Source organism: Roseimicrobium gellanilyticum (genome assembly GCF_003315205.1).
Lineage (GTDB): Bacteria > Verrucomicrobiota > Verrucomicrobiia > Verrucomicrobiales > Verrucomicrobiaceae > Roseimicrobium > Roseimicrobium gellanilyticum.
The window spans coordinates 409,304-431,190 of the sequence record NZ_QNRR01000002.1 but is presented as its reverse complement, the minus strand read 5'-3'; the positions used below and the strand labels follow the sequence as shown (position 1 = coordinate 431,190).

Annotated in this window: 17 protein-coding genes and 1 tRNA gene; 11 read left to right on the top strand and 7 right to left on the bottom strand. The window is 59.0% G+C overall.

Annotation, left to right across the window (positions count from 1 at the left end):
- On the top strand, window positions 1-2,301 hold the full coding sequence (locus tag DES53_RS07100) for an AAA family ATPase (RefSeq protein WP_170156922.1): 2,301 nt from the start codon (window positions 1-3) through the stop codon (window positions 2,299-2,301).
- 32 nt (window positions 2,302-2,333) lie between these two features.
- Here DES53_RS07100 and DES53_RS07095 read toward each other — a convergent pair whose 3' ends face one another.
- Both DES53_RS07095 and DES53_RS07090 read right to left on the bottom strand, forming a co-directional pair.
- The gene (locus DES53_RS07095; protein WP_113957538.1) at window positions 2,334-3,446 is read right to left on the bottom strand and encodes a Gfo/Idh/MocA family protein; all 1,113 of its coding nucleotides are present in this window, start codon (window positions 3,444-3,446) and stop codon (window positions 2,334-2,336) included.
- Window positions 3,443-6,331, bottom strand: a complete 2,889-nt coding sequence (locus DES53_RS07090) for a hypothetical protein (protein ID WP_170156921.1) — start codon at window positions 6,329-6,331, stop codon at window positions 3,443-3,445. Before DES53_RS07090 ends, DES53_RS07095 begins: the two co-directional genes overlap by 4 nt.
- Before the next feature lie 183 nt (window positions 6,332-6,514).
- On the opposite strand from DES53_RS07090, the gene DES53_RS07085 reads away from it, so the two are divergent.
- From DES53_RS07085 to DES53_RS07075, 3 genes are all read left to right on the top strand, one after another.
- Window positions 6,515-7,378 carry an SMP-30/gluconolactonase/LRE family protein gene (locus tag DES53_RS07085; RefSeq protein WP_113957536.1) on the top strand — a complete coding sequence of 288 codons (864 nt, stop codon included), beginning with the start codon at window positions 6,515-6,517 and terminating at the stop codon, window positions 7,376-7,378.
- Window positions 7,379-7,475: 97 nt separating this feature from the next.
- Window positions 7,476-8,558, top strand: coding sequence for an SPFH and helix-turn-helix domain-containing protein (locus tag DES53_RS07080; protein WP_113957535.1), 1,083 nt, complete (start codon window positions 7,476-7,478; stop codon window positions 8,556-8,558).
- A gap of 116 nt (window positions 8,559-8,674) precedes the next feature.
- The gene (locus DES53_RS07075; RefSeq protein WP_113957534.1) at window positions 8,675-9,748 is read left to right on the top strand and encodes a zinc ribbon domain-containing protein; all 1,074 of its coding nucleotides are present in this window, start codon (window positions 8,675-8,677) and stop codon (window positions 9,746-9,748) included.
- Window positions 9,749-9,801: 53 nt separating this feature from the next.
- Here DES53_RS07075 and DES53_RS07070 read toward each other — a convergent pair whose 3' ends face one another.
- Window positions 9,802-10,656 (bottom strand): hypothetical protein, encoded by an 855-nt coding sequence (locus DES53_RS07070; RefSeq protein ID WP_113957533.1) that lies wholly within the window; start codon window positions 10,654-10,656, stop codon window positions 9,802-9,804.
- Between the two features lie 105 nt (window positions 10,657-10,761).
- On the opposite strand from DES53_RS07070, the gene DES53_RS07065 reads away from it, so the two are divergent.
- The 3 genes from DES53_RS07065 (at window position 10,762) to DES53_RS07055 (ending at window position 13,748) form a co-directional block, all read left to right on the top strand.
- Window positions 10,762-12,123, top strand: coding sequence for a Gfo/Idh/MocA family protein (locus DES53_RS07065; RefSeq protein ID WP_113957532.1), 1,362 nt, complete (start codon window positions 10,762-10,764; stop codon window positions 12,121-12,123).
- A gap of 166 nt (window positions 12,124-12,289) precedes the next feature.
- Window positions 12,290-12,868, top strand: a complete 579-nt coding sequence (locus DES53_RS07060; protein ID WP_113957531.1) for a GNAT family N-acetyltransferase — start codon at window positions 12,290-12,292, stop codon at window positions 12,866-12,868.
- 55 nt (window positions 12,869-12,923) lie between these two features.
- On the top strand, window positions 12,924-13,748 hold the full coding sequence (locus DES53_RS07055) for a DUF2314 domain-containing protein (protein WP_113957530.1): 825 nt from the start codon (window positions 12,924-12,926) through the stop codon (window positions 13,746-13,748).
- Between the two features lie 520 nt (window positions 13,749-14,268).
- Here the strand turns inward: DES53_RS07055 and DES53_RS07050 are convergent.
- Together DES53_RS07050 and DES53_RS07045 are read right to left on the bottom strand one after the other, a co-directional pair.
- A complete protein-coding gene (locus DES53_RS07050) occupies window positions 14,269-15,147 on the bottom strand; it encodes a PP2C family protein-serine/threonine phosphatase (protein WP_113957529.1) in 879 nt (292 codons plus the stop codon).
- The gene (locus DES53_RS07045) at window positions 15,144-15,563 is read right to left on the bottom strand and encodes a BUD32 family EKC/KEOPS complex subunit (protein ID WP_113957528.1); all 420 of its coding nucleotides are present in this window, start codon (window positions 15,561-15,563) and stop codon (window positions 15,144-15,146) included. Before DES53_RS07045 ends, DES53_RS07050 begins: the two co-directional genes overlap by 4 nt.
- 265 nt (window positions 15,564-15,828) lie before the next feature.
- On the opposite strand from DES53_RS07045, the gene DES53_RS07040 reads away from it, so the two are divergent.
- From DES53_RS07040 to DES53_RS07030, 3 genes are all read left to right on the top strand, one after another.
- Window positions 15,829-16,845 carry a glutamine synthetase beta-grasp domain-containing protein gene (locus DES53_RS07040; RefSeq protein ID WP_113957527.1) on the top strand — a complete coding sequence of 339 codons (1,017 nt, stop codon included), beginning with the start codon at window positions 15,829-15,831 and terminating at the stop codon, window positions 16,843-16,845.
- A 193-nt stretch (window positions 16,846-17,038) separates the two neighbouring features.
- Window positions 17,039-17,998, top strand: coding sequence for a sugar ABC transporter substrate-binding protein (locus DES53_RS07035; RefSeq protein WP_113957526.1), 960 nt, complete (start codon window positions 17,039-17,041; stop codon window positions 17,996-17,998).
- Between the two features lie 39 nt (window positions 17,999-18,037).
- Entirely contained in the window at window positions 18,038-19,003 is a 966-nt protein-coding gene (locus tag DES53_RS07030) for an ABC transporter permease (RefSeq protein WP_113957525.1), read from the top strand.
- Window positions 19,004-19,020: 17 nt separating this feature from the next.
- On the opposite strand, the gene DES53_RS07025 is transcribed toward DES53_RS07030, so the two are convergent.
- Window positions 19,021-19,096, bottom strand: a tRNA-Ala gene (locus DES53_RS07025).
- A 221-nt stretch (window positions 19,097-19,317) separates the two neighbouring features.
- On the opposite strand from DES53_RS07025, the gene DES53_RS07020 reads away from it, so the two are divergent.
- Window positions 19,318-20,133, top strand: coding sequence for an SDR family oxidoreductase (locus DES53_RS07020; RefSeq protein ID WP_113957524.1), 816 nt, complete (start codon window positions 19,318-19,320; stop codon window positions 20,131-20,133).
- Between the two features lie 40 nt (window positions 20,134-20,173).
- Here DES53_RS07020 and DES53_RS07015 read toward each other — a convergent pair whose 3' ends face one another.
- Window positions 20,174-21,886 (bottom strand): 4-alpha-glucanotransferase, encoded by a 1,713-nt coding sequence (locus DES53_RS07015; RefSeq protein ID WP_113957523.1) that lies wholly within the window; start codon window positions 21,884-21,886, stop codon window positions 20,174-20,176.
- Window position 21,887: the final 1 nt, after the last annotated feature.

The window sequence follows — 21,887 nt, the reverse complement described above, 5'->3', positions numbered from 1 at the left end:
ATGCCGCGCACCTATCGATACCCCCTCGTCCTCTGGCAGGCTCGCGAAGACCTGTGGAGCGGCCGCCTTCTGGATGAACTCTCCAGCTCGGGAACTGCAAGCGGCCCCTCGCGTGGAGCCGTGCTGCATGAGCTGAAGGACTATCTGCGTGGCGTAGACGGCAGCGAGAATGACGCGTTGCCGGAGCCGGACTTTCTGGAGCCCACCCTGCGCACGGTGAAAATTCAGGCCGTGCCGGAATACACCACCCCTCCCGGACCCACGGGCAGAAGGCGCGTTGTGCCCTGCGCCGAACCGGTGACGCTGAGACTTCCCTACGTGGTGGGCAAACGCGAAAGCGGTCTGATTTGCGCGCTCATTCCGGGACTCGATGTCGAATTCGATGTGAGCAGTGGCGAACGTGTCGATGAGATGGCGCTGCACTACGCGAGACAAGCTCTGAAAGGGCTCACACCAGCTCAACTGCTACGCTTCCTCCCGCCCGGCCCTTGTGTGTTGGATGCCATCTCATTCAGCCCCCGACGTCGAAAAGAGAGGGCATTTCGCATGGAAGCGGATTCCCTCGTCCAGATCGCCGATCCGGTTGATGCAGTCGCGCTGCGGCGAACTGTGCGTACATGGCCCCTGGAGCGGGAACTGCCCATCAATGACCTTGCCAACCGCCTGGCACAGAAGACCGGGAACATCCTGCTCGTGGGCAAGTCCGGTTGTGGCAAGAGCGCAGTACTACTGGAGGCCATCCGCCGTCTCTCGCGCTTCACGGCCACAGAAGAGGAGGACAGCGCGAAGGAGCATCGGTTCTGGATTACCAGTGGCGCGCGTATCATCGCCGGTATGCGCTGGCTGGGCCAGTGGCAGGAAAGACTGGAGGACGTCATCCGCGAGATCCGGGATGTGAATGGAGTTCTGTGTATTGAGAGCCTGCAGGAACTCATGCGCCTGGGCGGCACCACGCCTGAGAGCAGTCTGGCCGCTTTTCTCGTGCCTTATCTCCGATTCCAGGAGCTACGCGTGGTGGTGGAGGCCACACCAGAGGAGGTAGAAGCCTGTGAGCGTACTCTACCATCCTTCCTCGATGCCTTCAGCATGGTCAGACTGGATGCGCTGTCGGCAGAGAGTGAGAAATCGATCCTGCAACACGCTGCCGTGACTCTCAGCGCGAAGCATCGCCTGGAGTTCGTCCAGGAAGCGGCGAGTGAGGCAGGACGTCTTTGCCGTCGTTTCCTTCCCTATGCGGGGTTTCCCGCCACACCGCTCACCTACATGAACGATGCCGCGGCGAAGGCGCAGGAGCACGGCGCAGGAGTAGTCCACCTCACCGACGTGCGGCGTGGCTTCGCCGCAGCCACGGGCTTACCCGAGGAACTGCTCGACGAAAGCCGCCTGCTCAATCCTACCGCGCTGCAGGGCTGGTTCAGCGAGCGCCTTGTCTCGCAACCGCATGCGGTAGATGCCGTGTGCCGGGCGGTCTTGAAATTCAAGGCAGGTCTGAACGATCCGGATCGCCCGCTCGCCGTGCTCCTTTTCACCGGCCCCACCGGGACCGGCAAGACACAGCTCGCGAAGCTGCTCGGCGACTACCTCTTTCCCAATCGCAAGGCCACCGACCGTCTCGTGAGACTCGACATGAGCGAGTACAGCGGCTACGACGCCGCGCGCCGCCTGCTGGGAGATCCCTTCGGCGAGCCTTCCGACCTGGTGAAGCGCATGCGGCAGAATCCGTTCGGCGTGCTTCTCTTCGACGAGGTGGAGAAAGCATCCCCGGAGGTCTTCGACACGCTGATGAATGTCTTCGAGGAAGGGAGGCTCACAGATGCCCTGGGACGCACCACATGGTTCCGCAGCACCGTCATCATCATGACGTCCAATCTGGGCACACGCAAAGGTGGCGCGCCCGGCTTCACACCGGATGCCCTCACAGAGGGCGCACGAGTGGACAGTGCAGCCGTCACCCAGTTCTTCCGTCCCGAATTCTTCAACCGCTTGGATCAGGTGGTAACCTTTGATCCGCTCAACAAGGAGGCCGTGGAACAGATCGCCCGGCGCGAACTCGCCAGCCTCGAAGAACGCGAGGGGTTGCGTGACCGCAGCATCTCGCTGCGCATCAGTGATACCATGATTCGTGTGGTCAGTGAGCGCGGCTTCGACCCGGTGTACGGAGCTCGCCCCTTGCAGCGCCGCATCGAAGAACTCGTCACCACTCCTGTGGCGGAGTGGCTGGTGGCCAATCCGCAGGAACAGAACCTTGCGCTGGGCGTGGAGTGGGACCCATCAGGCAAGACCGTGGTATCGCCCACATAACTGTCCATCGCCTTGCAGGATCAAGCGATGCGTCACGCCACCTCCAGCGGATGTTTTCTATCTTCCAGCGGAATGGCCAGACGTTTCCCTCCGGCAAGGTGAGAGGCATAGGCACCCTGGATGATTTCCGTAATGTAGCCTGCTGTCCGCATGCTCGCAGGTGGCTCGGCATCTTTCTCAATGGCCGCCAGGAATCCCTCCAGTAGTAGCTTGTTTCCCCTATGGACAAAGTCCTTCAGCGGTCGCAGCTGATGCTCGGGCGTGAAATGCCAGGACTCCACCCACAACTTTTGCCAGGCACGCTTCTCGTTCTCCGGCTCAATCACAGGTCCGGGATAGATGTAGATCTCACCACTGGGTCGCATGTGGATCGTTCCCTTTTCACACTGGATGAGCAGGCCGTAGATGACTCCGCCGGCATCGAGGTTTGCTGTGGAATTCCAGAATCCACGCACCCCGTGCTCAAAGCCAATCATCACTGCGCAGGAGTCTCCCGCAATGGGGCCGATGGGTTCGCGGCCTTCGCGCTTGTCTGCGAGGGTTACGTCACGCTCCCCCATCGCGAGATGCGCACTCACCCAGCGCGGTGGACCCGCCAGATCGACCATGAGATCGAAAAAGTGCGTGCCATGGACAATCAACTCTTCCCCACCTCCACGAGCATCATCGGAGGGCTGGCCATACATGCGCAACACCTTGCCGTACTTGCCTGATTTGATCTCGGCAAATGCCTGCCTCACGGGAGGCAGCACATGGAGCTGGTGCGCCATCATGGCTTTCACCTTCGCGCGTTCGCAGGCTGCCAGCATTACGTCTGAATCCTTCAGCGACGCTGCGAGCGGCTTTTCCACGAACACATGGCAACCCACTTCTGCAGCCGCAGTGACCATGGCGACTCGCTGTGTCAGCCAACGAGGACCGATGCCAACGATGTCCAGCTTCTCTTTGCCAAGCATCTCACGGTAGTCCGCATACTGGCGCGCGATGCCCAGCCGCTTCCCGGTGGCAGCCAGTCCGGCAGGATCATCGTCCGCAAGAGCCACTAGCTCGAATGCATCCACTCCCTGGAATGCCGTGTCCATGCCATGGCCGTAGTTGCCCTTGTTCGTGGAGCCAATGATGCCTACCCGGTATTTCTTGCTCATGGCGCAGGAGGAAGCTTTTTGAAGTTGGCGTGTGTGGGGTCACCTCCCGCTTCGATGAACGCAAGGAGATCCAGCAATTGCTCTACACGCAAGCCGTTCACGAGCCCCACTGGCATGGGGGAAACGGTGGACACCTCGCGTTTTTTGACCAGCGTCTTGCCCACTTCTACGGTCTCGGGCGACAGCGGATTGGGCTTCAAGGTCACACGCTCATCATCCTCACTCTCAAGACTACCGGTGATCTGAGTACCATCATTTCGCGTGATGGTGACGAAGAGGAACTTCTCATCGATGACCTTTGAAGGATTCAGAATGTGATCCAAAAGGTCCCGGCGGCTGAAGCGCGCGGATACCTGCACGAGTTCCGGGCCGAACACACCTGCGGGCAGGGCCGTGTCGTTGCTCATTTTATGACAGAACACGCACTGTGCGCTGATGGCGGCCGCCTTTCCCCTCTCAAAGGATCTCCCCTGCCCCACCTGTGCCAGACGCGGTTCCAGGTCTTCGACCTTCCACGCCTTGAATGTGTGACCAGGCATGGCGTGCGGGGCAAGGGCAACGGGCTTGGGCAGATGGATCAAAGCCGCAAGCTCCAAAGCTTCCGCGGGAGGTGTCGCTGCGGCGAGCTCGCTCCGGATGTCTTGAATGGCCTTGAAGTAAGCACTGGCGCCATTGAACTTTTCCGCGCGATTCAACGCTTCAAATACCGCACGTCGTGAAGCCATGCTCCAGCCATCCTTGAGATACCGAAGATGCAGGGGGTAGAAAAGAATCTCTTCCGATGTCTTCGCAGCGCCCAGCAGCTTCACACTCTTCTCCAACACCGTGGTAGACTTCAATCGAATCAGCAGCCGGCAAAGCTCCTGGTTCACTGGAAATGACTTGGCCGGGTACTGGAACTCCAGCAGCCCCAGGAGTCTTCCGCGGCAGGACTCTTCTGGATCTCCCCAGCGCGCGAGCATCACGCCCATGACACGCAGCGCGGCCAGTTTCCGCTCCTCGTCGAGCGATTTCCATGACACCCGTTCCAAGGACACCATCCCATGAGACATCATACCAGGCTCCCCCACCCTTGCCAGAGCCAGTAGCCCGGTGAGGTGCTTCCAGGACCCAGCCTGCTTTTCATTGAGTATCTTCTCCTTCCACAGGTCCAGGGGGATCTGCTCCAGGGCAAGACGTGCAGCGTGTCGAATGAAGCGGTCCTGATGCCCGAGATTGCCGGACGCCAATGCCAGCGCATCCTCCACTTGCCCGTCGGGAATGCCACCATGGAACGCTTCCAAACGATGACGCAGGTCGCGGAGTGGTGCAGCGCTCTTCGTCATTGCCGGAATCTCGGCATCACCTCTGTAGGTGATGCGATACAGGCCGCTCTGCGTTCCCCTTCCTCCCGTGGTAAACCACATCGCCCCATCGGGACCGATGCAGCCATCCGTCACATTGAGCGGGCGTCCCGTGATAAAAGTCTCCTGTTCTCCCTTGTAAGTTGCGCCGTCGGGCCTGAGATGCACCGCGATGATGCGACCATACGACCAGTCGCAGATGAAAAGCGCGTCCTGGTATTTTGCCGGCATCTTGCCGCCATAACCAAAGAAGATGGCGGTGGGCGATGACAGTCCGATGTCCACAACGCTCGGAAGCGTGTCCGCATACCACGCAGGGAACCTCCCTGTACCACGCCTCCAGCCAAAGTCAGCTCCGGACACCACGTGCAACACCCGGGTTGGCATGTACCATGAGGCACCCACGTCACGCTCCATATCCGCATCAAACGTGAATAGCTCACCCTCGCGATTGAAGGCGATGTCGAGTGCGTTGCGCAACCCGCCAGCGATGAGTTCCACCGTGCTCCCGTCCGGACTCACACAGAGCACGTGACCGGCGGGGAGTTCCACCGTACCATCAAACATCACCGGATCCCAAGGATTCGGCAGCGGCTGATCGGAAGCGTAATTGCGCAGGGGAGATGAAGCCGCGAGCGGGCTGGGCAGCAGCACATTGTTCCCATTCACCACCCAGATGTTCCCATCGGGGCCTAGCTTGATGTGATTGCGACCATGTCCCACCCCTCCCTCGGTGCGCATGAGTTCCTGCTTCTCCTCCAGCACGCCATCACCATCGTTGTCGCGCAGGCGACAGAGAGCCTTGGTGTTGTTCGCGTGCGCATAGAGGTAGCCGTGAGCATGCACCAGACCACGGCACTCCAGAAGAGTATCCTCAATGACTTGAGTCTTTCCATCCGGGTCCACGCGGAGCAGGCCCTTCTTCTCCATGGCAAGAATGGCCCGCCCCTTCGGGTCAAAGGTCATGGCCACCCACGAACCTTCTTCTGGCAGAGCCGAGCGGATGAGTTCCACCTTGAACCCCGGGGGCAACCTGAAGCCCGAAGGATCGGTGGCCTGACTCTGCTGGTCCCGCTTCGCGAGCTGCCAGCTGTTGTACGCATCGAAGGTCTGTTTGAAGTTGAAAGGATCCGTGGCTGGATCAGCGTTCGTCAAGCTCCCGATCACCACCTTACCATTGCCTCCGGGAGCAGACCACGAGGCGTCCGTGAAGATCCAGCGCCTCACTGAGAGGTCACCATTGAGTTCCAACAATGCTGCCACCTTCACTGGCCCGCCATCTTTGGCACGAATCGAAACCGCGTTGGAGCCCTGCCGGATGTGATTCGTGACATTGAGGCTTGCCGCCTTTGCCGCATCGCTGGCAATACCTACGTTCGTGCCGTTCACCTGTACTTCCACCTCCCTGTCCGCCGCCACAAAGAGCACGCTCATCAAGAGCTTGCCCTGATGCTCGAACTTCACCTCGTAGCTCTTTCCACCTTCCAGCCACGACGGTGCAGGTGGAAGATTAGCAAGCTGGGCACCGGCTGGTGGTGCCACGACAAGAAACACAAGTAAAAAAGCCAGACCCTGAGCAAGCCGACATGCCATGGCAGATCGACGGAGTTGGAAGCGTGATTTTTTCAATCACGTGGCCACTACTGGCGGGAGGCCTGACACGAATTCTGATCACTTCCCCAATTTGCAACTCGCTCGTTTTCCGCTAAAACTGAGGGTATTCGCATGAAGATTTCCTCACCTGAACCCATCGGCAAACACGTTTCACACTGGGGCGAAGGCGCCATCTGGCACCGTGACCGCCTGCTGTACGTGGACATCGAAGCCCACAAGATTATCGCGTTCAACCCGCAGACTGGGGAAGAACGCATCTGGCAAGTGAAGCAGCGCGTCGGCACGGTGGTGCCACGCCGCAAGGGAGGCATGGTCTTTGCCGGAGACAAGGGATTTTACTTCCTGGATGAGAACACCGGCTATCCCACGCCCATCGTGGACCCCGAATCCGCCGTCGACACGAACCGCTTCAATGACGGGAAGTGCGATCCCTCCGGGCGCTTCTGGGCTGGGACCATGCACCTGGGTCCACAGCGTGAGGCCACCGGCGCGCTCTACTGTCTGCACGCAAATCTCCACGTGGAGAAAAAATACGGCCCCGTGACCGTGAGCAACGGCATCGTGTGGACTGCGGATGAGAGCACGATGTATTATATCGATACCCCCCGCCGCAACGTTATCGCCTTCGACTACGATGGGAACTCCGGCAAGATCAGCAATGAGCGAGTGGCCTTCAAGACGACGGATCATCAGGGCAGCCCGGACGGCATGACGATTGATGCCAAGGACCGGCTCTGGATCGCATTCTGCCACGGCAGCGCGGTGAAGTGTTTCGACCCGAAAACCGGCGCCGTCCTGGCAGAGGTGACGCTTCCCTGCCGCGAAGTCACCGCATGCGCCTTTGGCGGTCCTGAGTTGAAGGATCTCTACATCACCACCGGCACACCCGGCAGCGACGTAGAGCCACTCGCCGGCCGTCTCTTCGTTGCCCACACGGATGTGGTCGGTGCGCCGTCACATTCTTTTGCTGGATGACAAACAGAGAAACTGGTAAGCGTGGCATGGCGTCACGCATCATCCGCAGTCAACAGTCACACACTCTCCCCCACTCAAACTCCAACCGCATACGACCATGGGCCTGATGGATTATCTCAAAGGACAGTTCCTGGAAATCATCCAGTGGACGGACGACAGCCGTGATACGCTCTCCTGGCGCTTCCCGGACGAGGACAAGGAAATCAAGCGCGGCGCCCAGCTCATCGTGCGCGAGTCGCAAGTGGCGCAGTTCGTGTACCTCGGCCAGTTCGGCGACACCTTCGGCCCCGGCAAGCACACGCTGACGACCGACAATATTCCGATCCTCAGCACCCTGAAGGGCTGGAAATATGGCTTTGAGTCCCCCTTCAAGGCGGATGTGTACTACGTGACCACGCGTCTCTTCACGGGGAACAAGTGGGGCACGAGCAACCCCATCATGATGCGCGACCAGGACTTCGGCATCGTGCGTGTGCGCGCCTTCGGCACCTTCGACTTCCGCATTGTGGATCCGAAGCTCTTCCTCAAGGAAGTGGCCGGCTCCGACCATCATTTCCGTCTGGATGAATTTGCCGATACCATGCGCTCGCGCCTGGTGAGCATCTTCAGCGACGCCCTGGCCTCTGCGAAGATCCCAGTGCTGGACCTCGCCACCCGCTACGCGGAAATGGGTGAAGCACTCCTGCCCGCGATCAATCCCGCGCTGCAGAGCAAGTACGGCATCGAGTTCACCAGCTTCATCCTGGAAAATGCCAGCGTGCCGCCGGAAGTGGAGCAGGCCATTGACAAGCGCTCCAGCATGAGCGCGATCGGCAATCTGAACGACTACGTCAAATTCCAGATGGCCGAAGGCATGGCCAAGGGTGGTGGCGCGGGTGCTCCTGCCGAGATGGCCATGGGCTTCGCCATGGCGCAGGAGATGATGAAGTCCACGAATCTGAGCCCTGGTGGTGGACCTCCTCCCCTGCCTGGTGGCGCTCCCGCAGCAGCGGCCGGCGCCCCTGCCGCTGCTGGGGCAGGTCTGCCGGAAATCCTGACGCCCGCACAGGTCGCAGGAGTCCTCGGTGTGACTGAGGCGGACGTGATTGCCAGCATCGACTCCGGTGACCTCAAGGGTAAAAAAATCGGCAGTGCCTACCGCGTGACCCGCGGAGCTCTGGACGAGTTCCTGAAGCACTAGCCGCGTCCCCTGCCACGCAGCGCCATGAAGTCCGAACGTCCCTGTCGCATGTGGCAGGGACGTTTCTTTGACTGAGCGCAATACTCTTGCGATCCTCCGCGTCTCTCCTCCCTTCAATGTCCGAGCTCACCGCCCTCCGCAAATTCCCCTGTCCTGCCTGTGGCGCCGAGGCAGAGTGGAATCCCACCAAACAGATGCTGGTCTGCCCTTTCTGCGGCACTCAGTCACCTGCGGAGATCAAGAGCGATGGCACCTTGGTCGAGGAGAATGACCTCATCGCTGCCCTCCGCGCGCTCCCGGAAGATCAACGGGGCTGGGCTGCGGAAAAAAAGACGGTGCGTTGCCAGAATTGCAACGCCATCTCTGTCTTCGATGAGAAACGTGTGGCACAACGTTGTGACTTCTGTGGCTCCCCTTCTCTCATTGCGGTGGATGACATGAAGTCACCCGTAAGACCTGCTGGACTGCTGGCCTTCACCGTCGCCAACACCAAAGTGCGCGAAGACATCCGGCAGTGGTACGGCAGCCACTGGTTTGCGCCAAACAATCTCAAGGACAAGGCTCTCACGGATACACTGCATGGTGTGTACCTGCCGTATTGGACCTTTGATGCCCATGTGGCTGCGGATTGGACGGCAGAGGCCGGCTACCGCTACACCGTGCGCGGTTCAGATGGGAAATCTGAAACCCGCATTCGCTGGGAGCATGCCAGTGGAGCCTTGGAACATTTCTTTGATGACCTGCTCATTCCCGCTTCCCAAGGCGTGCATCAGAACCTGCTCGCCAAGCTGGAGCCTTTCCCCACCACCGCGGAGTTGAAGCCCTATGATCCCGGCTACGTTTCCGGGTGGGTGGTGGAGCAGTACCAGATCGACCTCGTTGCAGCCGCCCAGGCTTCACGTGCCCGCATGGATGGCGAAGTGCGCAGCATGTGCGGGAGCCAGGTGCCAGGAGACACGCATCGCAATCTCCGCGTGCAGGCCGACTATTCCGCACAGACCTTCAAGCATATCCTTCTCCCCGTCTGGCTGCTCACCTACAACTACGGTCACAAGACCTACCAGGTCACCGTGAACGGCGCGACGGGCAAGGTCGCGGGTGAGTATCCTATCTCCTGGGTCAAGGTCACCCTCGTGGTGATCGCCGTGCTGATCGTGATCATCATCTTCGCCGCACTGCAGGGAAAATAACCGAAGAGGACAGTTCGCACATGGAGCATCGGGAAGATATTCCCGCGCTCCAGCTACGGACGCGGTCCCTCACCAGGCTTCGGCGTGGGGGTCGGTTCCGGCTCGAAGTCCAAGAGCTTCTGATGCGTGCTCAGGGCCTTCTTCGCCTTGCTGAAGAACTCGCCCAGATCTTCCGGCTTCTTCTCCTGGGAGAGCGCGTTGAGCTGGGTCATGGACTTTTCGAAGTCGATGTTCGAGGCCGCCATCTGCTTCTGTGCAGCAGAATAAGCCGCGCCGAATTTCTCACTCGCCTCCTGGAAGGCGCGCTTCTCCCCCTCCGTACGGTGGAATTCCTTCTCCTGCTCGCGGTACTCCTTGCTGAACATGCGCTTGAAGAAGGAGAAGCGCTGGTCCGGCTCCGCGAGGGTGGCATTGGCGCGATTGGCCAGGTAGGTCTCCAGCTCGGTGAATTCGCGGAAGGGTTTCTTGTACTGCTGCTGCAGGTACGTCAGACCCGTGGCAATCACTGCCAGCCTCTGCGCCTCTGCCTTGGACACCTCCTGCCCTGACTTCACCTTCTGCTCGATGAGATTGATGTAGTCGAGCGTCTTCTTATTGCCGTCGAGGATGTCGCCGAACTGGGAGAAAGCCTGAGCCATGCGTTCACGCTCGGACTTGCGGATGTCCTCCAGATCCTTGGCATGGGCGTCGTTGAGCTGCTTGATCTTGTCCTCGTATTCGGCCTTCTGCTCAGCCAGAGCCCGATCTGCATCCTGCTGGCGAGCCGCGAGTTTTGCCTCCTGCATGTCCACGGCGCGAGTGAGCGCCTCCTCGGCCGCACGCTCCTCCTGCTTGGACTTCCAGACCCAGGCTCCCATTCCTGCCAGAGACAGGACCAGCAACATGTACAACACGCGCACCTGATTCATGAGCAAACTCCTTCCTAAAGGTACGACGCGCGCGCAAGGCGAAATGTTAGATCCCGAGGTGATTTGTTCTTGTAAGACTGTGGGGATTTGTGGCTTTTCAGTGCCATGAAACGCATTCCTCGCCCCACACGCCGCCAGTTTCTCACCGCGAGCGCCGCTGCCATCGGCTTCCCCACCATCGTGCCGTCCTCGGTTTTTGGGCAGAACGCGCCCTCCAAGAAGATCACCATGGCCGTTTTCGGCTGGGGCATGATGGGCCCGGGAAACACCAACAGTTTCCTCAACGAATCCGATTGCCAGGTCGTGGCCGCCTGTGACGTGGACAAGAAGAACCTCGAAGCCGCGCTCACGAAAATCAACGGCCACTACAAGAACACCGACTGCAAGGGCTACCACGACTACCGCGAGGTCATGGCCCGCAAGGACATCGATACCGTCATGCTCGCTCTGCCGGACAACTGGCACGCCCTCACTGCCGTGGAAGCGGCGAAGAACGGCAAGGACATCTACGGTGAAAAGCCCCTCGCCCGCACCATCGCAGAGCAGCAGGCGATCGTGAAGGCAGTGCAAAAGTACAATCGAATCTGGCAGACCGGCTCCTGGCAACGCTCTCAGGACAACTTCCGCATTGCCGCGGAGATCGTTCGCAACGGCCTCATCGGAAAACTCCAGCGCGTGGAAGTGGGCCTTCCCTCCGGCCACAACGACTTCGCCGGAACGAAGGACAAGATGCAGGTGACTCCCCCACCCGCGCATCTGGACTACAACTTCTGGATTGGTCCGTCGCAGATGGAGGACTACATCGAAGGCCGCGTGCACAAGAACTGGCGCTGGAATTACAACATCGGCGGCGGCCAGCTTCTCGACTGGATCGGTCACCACTGCGACATCGCCCACTGGGGCATGGATATGGATCGCTCCGGTCCGAGCGAGGTGAAGCCCATTCAGGTGGATTTCCCACCTGCCGGGTCTGTGTGGAATACCGCCACCAAGTACCGCTCTGAGTGCACCTACCCCGGCGGTGTGGTCATGACCATCGCGGGCGGCCATCCCGACATCAAGATGGGCACCAAGTGGATCGGTACCGATGGCTGGGTGTGGGTGGACCGCAGCGGCTTCGATTGCTCCAAGGACGAGCTCAAGCAGAAGATCCAAAAGCGCGAAGGCGACAAGGTCGTGGAAGCCTTCAAGGCGCCGAAGCTCGGCGAGGACGTCATCAAGAATCCTCTCTACAAGAGTCCCGGTCACCATCGGAACTTCCTCGACTGCGTGAAGTCCCGCCAGCCCACCATCACCCCCGTGGAAACCGCCCACCGCAGCGCCACTCCCGGTCACCTCTCACTGATTTCGCTCATCCTCAATCGCAGCATCAAGTGGGATGCGGAGAAGGAAGTGATCCTCGGAGACGAAGACGCCACGAAGCTGCTAACGCGGCCGTATCGTGGAGATTGGAAGCTGGAGGTGTAGAGGCGCAGGGAAGAGAATTGGTCAGGAATCTGAGAGCAACCAAGAATGACAGATCAAGTCGCCTTAGGTTACCAGATTCCTGATCCTTCTCATTTGATTGCCTCCCGACTTGAGCTGTCTGGTTTCCCCGGACTCTTTCAGCCCATCAACATGTGCTATTGAGATCATGAAACCCCACCTCGGCAAATGTCATATCCGCCTAATCAAGGATGTGGACTACTCGACCATGGAGGGAATCTACCTAGGTCACGAAGGCGTGGATATGCCATTGGGATATTTTGAGTTGTTCAAGAACACCATACGTGATGAAAGCGTCATCTATGTTGTTGCCGAAGCCGACGGTCGCATTGTCGGCGGTGGCGGGATAGCGTACTTTGAATCAGGCTATCACGCGTCCCTGCTTTTTGGCATCGTGGAACGAAGCAAATGCCGAATGGGTTTTGGAACGTCCATTTTACTTTCCCGTCTTTTCTGTATTTCCAGTATCCTTCCAGGATGTCAGTTGTCGCTTGAGGCGACAGAATGGACGTCAGACTTCTTTGCCAGAATTGGATTCATCTGGCACGGAAACGAGGAAGATGAACGAGGAAACCGATTTCTGCATGGTTCGCAGATGATTTATGCCAGCGACAAGGAGACGTTTCGCGCACTGCTGAATATGGGAGGTGTAACCGTCGACACAACGGTTTCGGATAGAATCCAGTCAGAACACAAGAATGAGAGCATCCGACGCTCCGCCGTCTGAGACTGGCCGGTGTACCAATGTGGCTACATCCCCCGAGGGCATCCCATCCACTGCTATGAGTTCCCCAGTATTCATATTCGATGGTGGCGACCCTGCCATGATGCAGGCTTGCAAAGCCGCACAAGACTCCTTCAAATTCTTCTGGCGCGAGCTCTCGTGGGAGAGACGGCGCATCGTGCCTGGACTGGATATGACCATGGTGAAGCTGCCTTTCACCGATGGTGCACGCAACGACGGTAACCCTGAGTACGAGCACATGTGGGTTGGAGACGTGGACTTCGATGGTGAGAGTATCACTGGAAACCTGCTCAACTCTCCAAACTGGCTTACCTCCGTACAAGCGGGCCAGTCGGTCACGATGCCCTTCACACATCTGGAAGACTGGATGATGACAGCGGATGGCCGCGCCTATGGGGGCTACACCGTGAATCTCATGAGAGCCGGGATGAACGCCAGGGACCGCAAGAATCATGACGATGCCTGGGGTCTGGACTTCGGCGACCCCTCTGATGTGAAAGTGGAAGTCGAAAGACAGCCGAAGCAGAAGCCGAAGGGCGGATTCCTCTCAGGTCTTTTCGGCAGCGGCTCGAAAGAGCCAGCAGTTCCCAGTGCCTTTCACGACCATCCCATGTGCATCAACATGCTTCCGAAAGTCGAGGCCCAACTCCAGTCAGACGTCACCATCGCAAGCAGCGTCGATGACATGGGATGGACGCTGCTTCACCGGGAGGCACTCGCTGGCAACTTGGGTATCGTGAAGCTATTGGTCCAGCATGGAGCGAACGTCGATGCACGGACGCCCTCTGGACGCAATGCTGCATACCTGGCAAGAAGCATCGGGTGGCAGGAAGTCGCCGACTCTATCGAGCAGGGGCAATAAACCCACTGGCCGCTTACTCTCTCAATCCAAACAATGCCCGATTACATCACCATAGGATGTCAAGGAGGAGGCCCAGAGACGAGCCCTGTTGGACGGAGCAAGGTCCGCCTTTACCAATGCCTCGCGCGTCATGTAACAAGTTCTCACTGTGACGCGATCGACGAGTTTGGCATTGTCCTGCGCGTCGATGGTTCGCTTCATAAATTCGGACGAGAAGCGCTTACACGACTGAGATTCGCGAAGAAGCAGCGGTATATCACTATTGATATCCAGATCCCGGTAGAATGCTGGCAGCCTCTCTCGGATTTAGAGCTTCGCCAATATTTGTCGTCCCGGCTCGATGCTGCAATCCGACTCTGCATTTCCAGACTTGAGAAGGATGGTCATGTCGTAGCGGTATCGACTTTGACGGCAGAGGTTGCTTCTGCAATCCATGAGTATATCAGCCAACCATAGTGATGGTGCGACTGATGCAACCACACCTGACTGCGTGGTTGGCTTTCGTATCGACCGACTTTGCCTACCTCACCTCCACCACCACCGCCGTGATGTTATCTCGGCCTGACTCTGCCAGCGATGCCTCCACCAGCCGTTGTGCCGGGGGCTTCGCCGTATCGGCCAGTGAAGGCGTCAGCAACAAATCACGGATGGCACGATCCCAGAGCCCGTCGGTGAGCCCATCCGTACAAAAGAGAAACTTGTCCCCCACCTCGCACTTCACGGCTCCGATGTGAGGATTCAAGATCTGGTGACCAGCGCCGAGTGCCTGCTGCAGCACATTCTTCCGTGGATGCGTGCGCTGCTCGCGCTCGTTGATCTTTCCGGTGCGACGCAACCAGCCCACGTGCGAGTGGTCATGCGTGACCTGCGTCATGCCACCTCCCTCCTTCGGCAGATAGTAGATGCGGCTGTCGCCCAGATGGGCAAAGTACATCCACTCCGGGGTGAACCACCCCAGACTCAGTGTCGCCCCCATGCCAGCGCATTCGGCATAGCCACGACTCATGCGCGTAAGGTCGTCATGAATGCTATCAATGAGCGTATCCAGGATATCCTCAAAGCCCGGCACCATGCGCTGGGCGGAGAACTTGAAGCTGCGAGGAAGCAGACGCGTGATCTTATCCACCGCAATGCGGCTGGCGAACTCACCTGAAGCCGCGCCGCCCATGCCATCACTCACGGCAAAGATATAGTCCGACTCGGCCAGTGATCCATCACCAATCTTCCCCAGGAAGCGCACTTCACGAGCATCGAACGTGAGCGCCAGAAACGCGTCCTCATTGTTGGGCCGGATGCGGCCCTTGTGCGTCATGCCAGACCAGTGCAGGTGCGTAGCCTGGGGACCAGGCTCAGGAGCGGGAGTGAGTGCGGATGAGGAATCAGGATCTGTCTCGGTCATGCTGCGGGAGCGGGAAGCGTGGCCTCTTGCGAAGGCGGCTGCTCATCTAGGAGGGTGGCGAACTCGAAGTCAATCACGCAAAAGCGTCCTTGCCGGGCATTGTAGGTGATGTTCCGCAGGAAGGCATCCTCATGGCGCACGCCATACTGCTCCAGCTTCCCGAAGACCTCCTTCATCTTCTCCTCGGACATGTGCTCCACACGGGCTCCGCAGTTGGTGGTCACCAGCTTCAGCGTTTCCGGGTCTGCTTCGAGCACCTTGGGCACGAAGTCGCACCCCTTTTCCTCCAGGTATTTCAGCACCCGCACCTCGTTCTCAAAGCGCCCCTTCGCGTTGTGGCCGCGGAACGTCTTGTGCACGCGCCCGTCGTACCCGATTCGCACCATGGCCCTGACCGTGTCTTTCACCTCCTGCATCGGTCGGCAGTTTCCCACCCGCACGGAATGATGGCAATACGCAAAGTGGATGCATCTTTTCAGCGTGTCTGGGAATGATCCCGCGTTGCGCCCAAAAAGATGGTCTCAGGATGAATTTTTAAATTGCACATGGCACGCTAAATGCTTTATCCGTGCGTAACGCAAACACTAACAAGGGCAGCCTTGAAAACGCTTCCAAACTGGTGAATTGCCCGCATTCAGTTCAAATACGAGACCAACCCTAACACCCTAAAGCATCCCATCCATGGCCAAGTACAAATTGGAATATATCTGGCTCGACGGTTACACTCCTGTGCCCAATCTCCGCGGCAAGACCCAAATCAAGGAATTCGCCAGCTTTCCGAAACTTGAAGAGCTGCCTCTCTGGGGTTTCGACGGCAGCTCCACCCAACAGGCCGAAGGCCGCAGCTCTGACTGCGTGCTCAAGCCCGTAGCGGTGTATCCCGACACGACCCGTAAGAACGGCGTGCTCGTGATGTGCGAGGTCATGATGCCGGACGGCACGACCCCCCACCCCTCCAACCATCGCGCCACCATCCTTGATGACGAAGGCACCTGGTTCGGCTTCGAGCAGGAGTACTTCCTTTACCAGGACGGCCGTCCCCTCGGCTTCCCGGAAGAAGGCTATCCCGCTCCCCAGGGCCCGTACTACACGGGTGTGGGCTACAAGTACGTGGGTGACATCGCCCGCCAGATTGTGGAAGAGCACCTCGACCTCTGCCTTGACGCCGGCATCAACCACGAAGGCATCAACGCCGAAGTGGCCAAGGGCCAGTGGGAATTCCAGGTCTTCGGCAAGGGCTCCAAGAAGGCCGCTGACGACGTGTGGATGGCTCGCTACCTCCTGAACCGCCTGTGTGAAAAGTATTGCGTGGACGTTGAGTACCACTGCAAGCCCATTCGTGGCGACTGGAACGGCTCCGGCATGCACTCCAACTTCTCCACCGAATACATGCGTACGAAGGGCGGCAAGGAGTACTTCGAGAAGCTCATGGGCGCCTTCCAGAAGAACATGGACGAGCATATCGCCGTCTATGGTCCGGACAACCATCTGCGTCTGACCGGCCTGCACGAAACGCAGTCCATCGACAAGTTCACCTACGGCATCGCCGACCGCGGATCCTCCATCCGTATCCCCCACAGCTTCGTGAACAGCGGCTACAAGGGCTACCTCGAAGACCGCCGTCCGAACAGCCAGGGCGACCCCTACCAGATTGCCTCCCGCATTCTCAAGACCATCGCCGAAGTCCCGACTGCCTAAGTTGGTTCCTTCGGTTGAATTGAACTGAGGTTCTAATTCACCACTCAAGCGGCACTGCCTTCACCGGCAGTGCCGTTTTTTTGCGACCTCGAACCGCCTGCTCGCCGCGAGTTTCGCCCCCACTCCCGCGTTTTTGATGGTCAGGGCTGCATGCTTTCCGATACAAAGGGCACGCGTCCGCTGTCCCTCCGCCATGAAACGCCGCCACCTCCTCATCCTTCCCCTGGCTGCCCTCTCGCTGCTTGCAGCCTGCTCGCCCTCCGGCGACAAACCCGGTGCCCCGTCTGGTGATAGCGGCAGCGGTGGCGGGAAAGGCCGCCTGTTTGCGGCTTCCTTCATGACAATGAACAATCCCTTCTTCGTGGACCTCAATGAAGGTCTCAAGAAGGTGGTGGAGTCGAAGGGAGATCGCCTCGTCACCCTCGACTCGCAGTTCAACAGCCTGAAGCAGAAGAACGATCTCTCCGATGTCCTGCAGCAGAATCCGGCTGCCATCTTCCTGAATCCGGTGAACTGGGAGGGCATCCGCGGCAGTCTCATCGAGGCGAAGCGCAAAGGCGTACCCATCATCGTGGTGGACACAGATGTGAGCGATGCGGAGCTCGTGCTCTGCCAGGTCATCAGTGACAACATCGGCGCCGGTCGCCTTGCTTGCGAAGAACTCGCCAAGGTGAAGCCCAATGCCAAGGTCGTCATCCTGCACCTGTCGACCGCCAAGTCCTGCATCGACCGCGTGGCAGGTTTCAAGGAAGTGATGGCGAAGCATCCCGGCATGACTTTGCTGGATACTCAGGAGGGCAAGGGCTCCATCGAAGGCGGACGCCCCGTGATGCGCGACCTACTCGGCCGCTATCCGGACCTTGATGCCGTGTTCCCCATCAATGATCCCTGCGCACTCGGTGCATTCTCCGCCATCGAAGCCGCGGGCAAGACTGCCCAAGTCACGATTGTCACCGTGGACGGCTCACGTGAAGCTGCCGCCGCCATCAAGGAGGGCAAGATTCACTCCACCTCGGCACAGTTCCCCAAGGAGATTGGACGGGTGGCAGCAGAGAAAGCTTACGAGCATCTCGCAGGCAATGCCATTGAGAAGGACATCCGCATTCCTGTGAAGTCAGTGACGAAGGAGAATGCCGGGGAGTTTCTGAAATAGGACCGCATCATCTCCACTCAGCCCCTCAGTATCGCCTTCATGAACGCCTTCCTCCGCCAGCAGTTCACGCTGCTCGTGGCCACTGCCATCCTTCTCGCGATCTTCGGGACATTCGTCCCAAACTTCACCAGCACCAGCAACCTTCTGGATCTTGCCCAGCAGATTGGCGTGAATTCCATCCTCGCCTTTGGAATGACGCTGGTGATTCTCATCGGGGGCATCGATCTGTCAGTGGGAGCCCTGGTGGCGTTGGTAGGAACCGTCACCACCTACTGCATGGTCAACACCACTGCACCCGATGGCTCGGCCATCGGTCTCGGCTGGAACGTGTTTCCTGCCATGCTCGCGGGTCTCGCGGTCGCATCACTCTTCGGTTTGTTTCATGGCGTCGCCGTGTCCAGGACTCAAATGCCCGCCTTCATTGTGACGTTGGGCACCATGCTGGTGGCTCGCGGTCTCGCGCTACGATTCAATGAAGGCCGCCCCCTCAGCCTGCCGGGCTCACAGGAGACGTTTCTTTTCATCGGGAATGGCCGACTCTTCGATACCATTCCCATGCCGGTGCTCATCCTGCTGTCAGTGTATCTTCTCACCGCAGCGATGCTTCACTTCACCGTCTTCGGCAGGCATCTCTACGCGATTGGAGACAACCGTCTCGCGGCTCTCTATTCCGGCATTCCAGTATCAAGGTGTGAGATAACTGTGTACATCCTTGCTGCATTGCTCACGGCCACTGCAGGCATGATACACGCTTCCCAGCTGTATGGAGCCGAGCCTGCCTCCGGCCAGGGATTTGAGCTCAATGCCATCGCCGCCGCCGTGGTCGGCGGAGCCAGCCTGAAAGGTGGACGTGGCACCATGACCGGCACCCTCCTTGGGGCCATCATCATCGGCATTCTCGACAAGGGCCTCAATCAGGCCGGCGTCCATTTCTCCCTCCAGTACATGATCAAAGGCGGCGTCATCCTGGCAGCCGTGTGGTGGGATGCGCGGAGGCGGAGGTAGCCCACAAACCGGTGACTTGGTGGAGATAAGGGGATTCGAACCCCTGACCTTCTCATTGCGAACGAGACGCTCTACCAACTGAGCTATATCCCCAAGGAAGTCGCCTCCTTTGGAAGGCGTCGTGGAGGGCAAGAATATCGTCCCAAGACGTCTTGTCATCCGATTTTGCAACCAAAATGCAGGGAGCCGACGGCCAGGGCGGCGTGACGAAACTCGTCTTTCAGGCCTCCAGTTGAAGTGTGGCGCACGACAGGGACGCACGGTTCCGGCCGGCAGCGAATCTGGATTGAGACCCTGAACCCTCCCATTCCGCAATGCCCTCCAATAAACTCCAGACGAGCGTTCCTCACGATTCTCTGCGTGACCGTGTGGCTCTGGTCACGGGCGCAGGTTCCGGCATTGGCAAGGCTGCGGCGCTCATGCTGGCAGAGGCCGGAGCCTTTGTCGGGCTTGCTGGCAGAACAGAGAGTGAATTGAAGCAGACCGAAGCCGAGATTCGCGAGGAGGGCGGTGTGGCGGAGTGCTTCATGGCGGATGTCTCAAGCGAGGCCGATATAAGTGGCATGATGTACCGGCTGAAGGAGAAATGGAAACGGCTGGACATCGTCGTCGCCAACGCGGGCATCAACGGGGTGTGGGCCCCAATCGAGAAGATCAAAGAGAAGGAATGGGAGGATACCGTTTCCATCAATCTCAAGGGCACCTACCTGACACTGAAACATGCCGCACCACTGCTGAAGGAACGCGGCGGTTCGGTGATCATCACCTCCTCCATCAATGGCACACGCATCTTCAGCAATCTGGGCGCCACGGCCTACTCATGCACCAAGGCCGCGCAGGTGGCGCTCACCAAGATGCTCTCGCTGGAATGGGCCGAGCATCATGTCCGCGTGAACGTCATCTGCCCGGGTGCCATCACCACGAACATCGATGACTCCGCAAAGAAGCGCGGACTCGAGCCGGAGAAACTTCCGGATTGGGCCGGCCACAGCACCATTCCCCTCACCCACGGAAAATCCGGCACCGCGGAGCAAGTAGCGTCCGTTGTGTGGTTTCTCGCCAGCGATGCTTCTTCCCACGTCACTGGCACGGAAATCTACGTGGACGGCGGACAGTCACTGCTGGGATGAAAGAAGCCAAAGGCACGGAGGACACTCTCCTTGTCATCGCCTACCTCCTTGCTGCGCGCCCCGATTCCACGATGAGTTCCTCCGCCTTCTTGATGCGGGAACCGTAGACCGGGTGCACCTCGTACTCCGACCATGAGTGCTCCAGGCGCTCATTCCAAGTGTCCGCGCCAAAGGTGCCAGGAAGATTGAACCGCTGCGGAATACCAAGCAGATCGCTGGACATCAGGCCTGCCAGCACACACGGCGTGGCGAACAGTGCTCGCTGCATCCCCTCCAGGAGCCCGGCATTCAATTCATGAGGTGTATCGCCCTGCCAAGCGGCGAGCTTGAGCATCTCCGTGAGATCCTTTGCCTCATTCGACTCCGGCTCTTCTACAGCCATTTTGATCAGCCTGCTGTACTGCGCCGCCAGCGGTGCGTGGTCATGGTTCGCATAGGAAACAAGGCTGAGCTTCCGATAGGCTTCCACCGGCAGCAGTGTTCGATCCTCCTGCCGCTCCAGAAGTGGAAAGGTGAGGTTCGCCACACCGAGATCATCGATTGCCTTGCGCATGTAGTCCGGCATGGCTCCCATGATCTCCGCATAGAGTCCCATATCACCTGCAGCCTCCTGCATCACGGAGATGATTTCTCTCCCCTGCAGATCATTCATGGCGGCCGTCGTGGGATCTTCATCCGGCCCCGGCAGGAACCGCGGAGAGAGTCCACCCGTTTGTTCCAAGATCTCCGCGTCCGTCAGCTTTGCGAATTCCGAATGCTTCGCGCCACCCGACCACGGAAACATGTAAGCACGGAAGTACCCTCGCAGGTGATCGAGACGGCAGAAGTGAAAGAACTCCCGCTCGCTCTCGATGCGACCGCGCAGCCACTCAAAGCCACGTGAGCGGTGATTCTCCCACCGATAGGGAGGCAGGCCCCAGTTCTGCCCAAGGCGCTCCGAGTCCTTGTTTGTATCAAAGTAAACCACAGGCCGCGTGCCCATGCTCCAGTTCACATCAAAGAGATCCGGATTGGCCCACGCATCCGCACTCGACTTTGAAACGCCGAATGACATTTCGCCAAGCAGCTTCACACCATGCTCGTCGGCAAAAGACTTCACATCCCTCCATTGCCGCCAGGCCACCCACTGGATGAAGGCGAATCCGCGTCGCTGGCTCTCCATACGTTCCCGATCGGAGTGGGCTGCGAGCCATGTTTCCGCAGCGGCTTGACTCCAGTGCTCTGGCCTCCAGTCCTGCCAATGAGTGTTCCCATGATTTTCCTCGATAAGCAACCGGAACAATGTGTATGCCGGCAACCACGAGGCATGCGTCTCCTCAAACGCCACGAACTCGCTCATCTGTGCGTGTGACTGGCTCGCATGTGAAAAGGCCTGCCACGCAGCGAGGAGGCACTCCAGCTTCAGGGCATGCACCGCAGTGTGCTTCACCGGCCCGGCACGGAGCTGCGCCAGCCAGGATTCAGGTGATTTCTCCGCCAGAATGGCAGCCGACATGCCGGGCACGGCTCCTTCTGAAAGGGTCAGCAGAGCCGGTGACAGCGCACGGGAACTGATGGGATTATAAGGACTGTGATCACCTACCGTCTCGTGAATGGGCAAAATCTGGAGCACTGCGATTTGATGTGCCGCGCAAAAGGCAATGGTCTCCTTTGCGGCCTCGGTATCTCCAATGCCATGATCTCCATGACGTCGCATGGCAAACACAGGCACGAGAAGCGCGGCCAGACGAGAATTGGGATCGACACGGGACATG

Coding starts and splice junctions, on each gene's coding strand:
- DES53_RS07100 (WP_170156922.1), top strand. CDS start 1: ATGCCGCGCACCTATCGATACCCCCTCGTCCTCTGGCAGGCTCGCGAA.
- DES53_RS07095 (WP_113957538.1), bottom strand. CDS start 3,446: ATGAGCAAGAAATACCGGGTAGGCATCATTGGCTCCACGAACAAGGGC.
- DES53_RS07085 (WP_113957536.1), top strand. CDS start 6,515: ATGAAGATTTCCTCACCTGAACCCATCGGCAAACACGTTTCACACTGG.
- DES53_RS07080 (WP_113957535.1), top strand. CDS start 7,476: ATGGGCCTGATGGATTATCTCAAAGGACAGTTCCTGGAAATCATCCAG.
- DES53_RS07075 (WP_113957534.1), top strand. CDS start 8,675: ATGTCCGAGCTCACCGCCCTCCGCAAATTCCCCTGTCCTGCCTGTGGC.
- DES53_RS07070 (WP_113957533.1), bottom strand. CDS start 10,656: ATGAATCAGGTGCGCGTGTTGTACATGTTGCTGGTCCTGTCTCTGGCA.
- DES53_RS07065 (WP_113957532.1), top strand. CDS start 10,762: ATGAAACGCATTCCTCGCCCCACACGCCGCCAGTTTCTCACCGCGAGC.
- DES53_RS07060 (WP_113957531.1), top strand. CDS start 12,290: ATGAAACCCCACCTCGGCAAATGTCATATCCGCCTAATCAAGGATGTG.
- DES53_RS07055 (WP_113957530.1), top strand. CDS start 12,924: ATGAGTTCCCCAGTATTCATATTCGATGGTGGCGACCCTGCCATGATG.
- DES53_RS07050 (WP_113957529.1), bottom strand. CDS start 15,147: ATGACCGAGACAGATCCTGATTCCTCATCCGCACTCACTCCCGCTCCT.
- DES53_RS07045 (WP_113957528.1), bottom strand. CDS start 15,563: ATGCAGGAGGTGAAAGACACGGTCAGGGCCATGGTGCGAATCGGGTAC.
- DES53_RS07040 (WP_113957527.1), top strand. CDS start 15,829: ATGGCCAAGTACAAATTGGAATATATCTGGCTCGACGGTTACACTCCT.
- DES53_RS07035 (WP_113957526.1), top strand. CDS start 17,039: ATGAAACGCCGCCACCTCCTCATCCTTCCCCTGGCTGCCCTCTCGCTG.
- DES53_RS07030 (WP_113957525.1), top strand. CDS start 18,038: ATGAACGCCTTCCTCCGCCAGCAGTTCACGCTGCTCGTGGCCACTGCC.
- DES53_RS07020 (WP_113957524.1), top strand. CDS start 19,318: ATGCCCTCCAATAAACTCCAGACGAGCGTTCCTCACGATTCTCTGCGT.
- DES53_RS07015 (WP_113957523.1), bottom strand. CDS start 21,886: ATGTCCCGTGTCGATCCCAATTCTCGTCTGGCCGCGCTTCTCGTGCCT.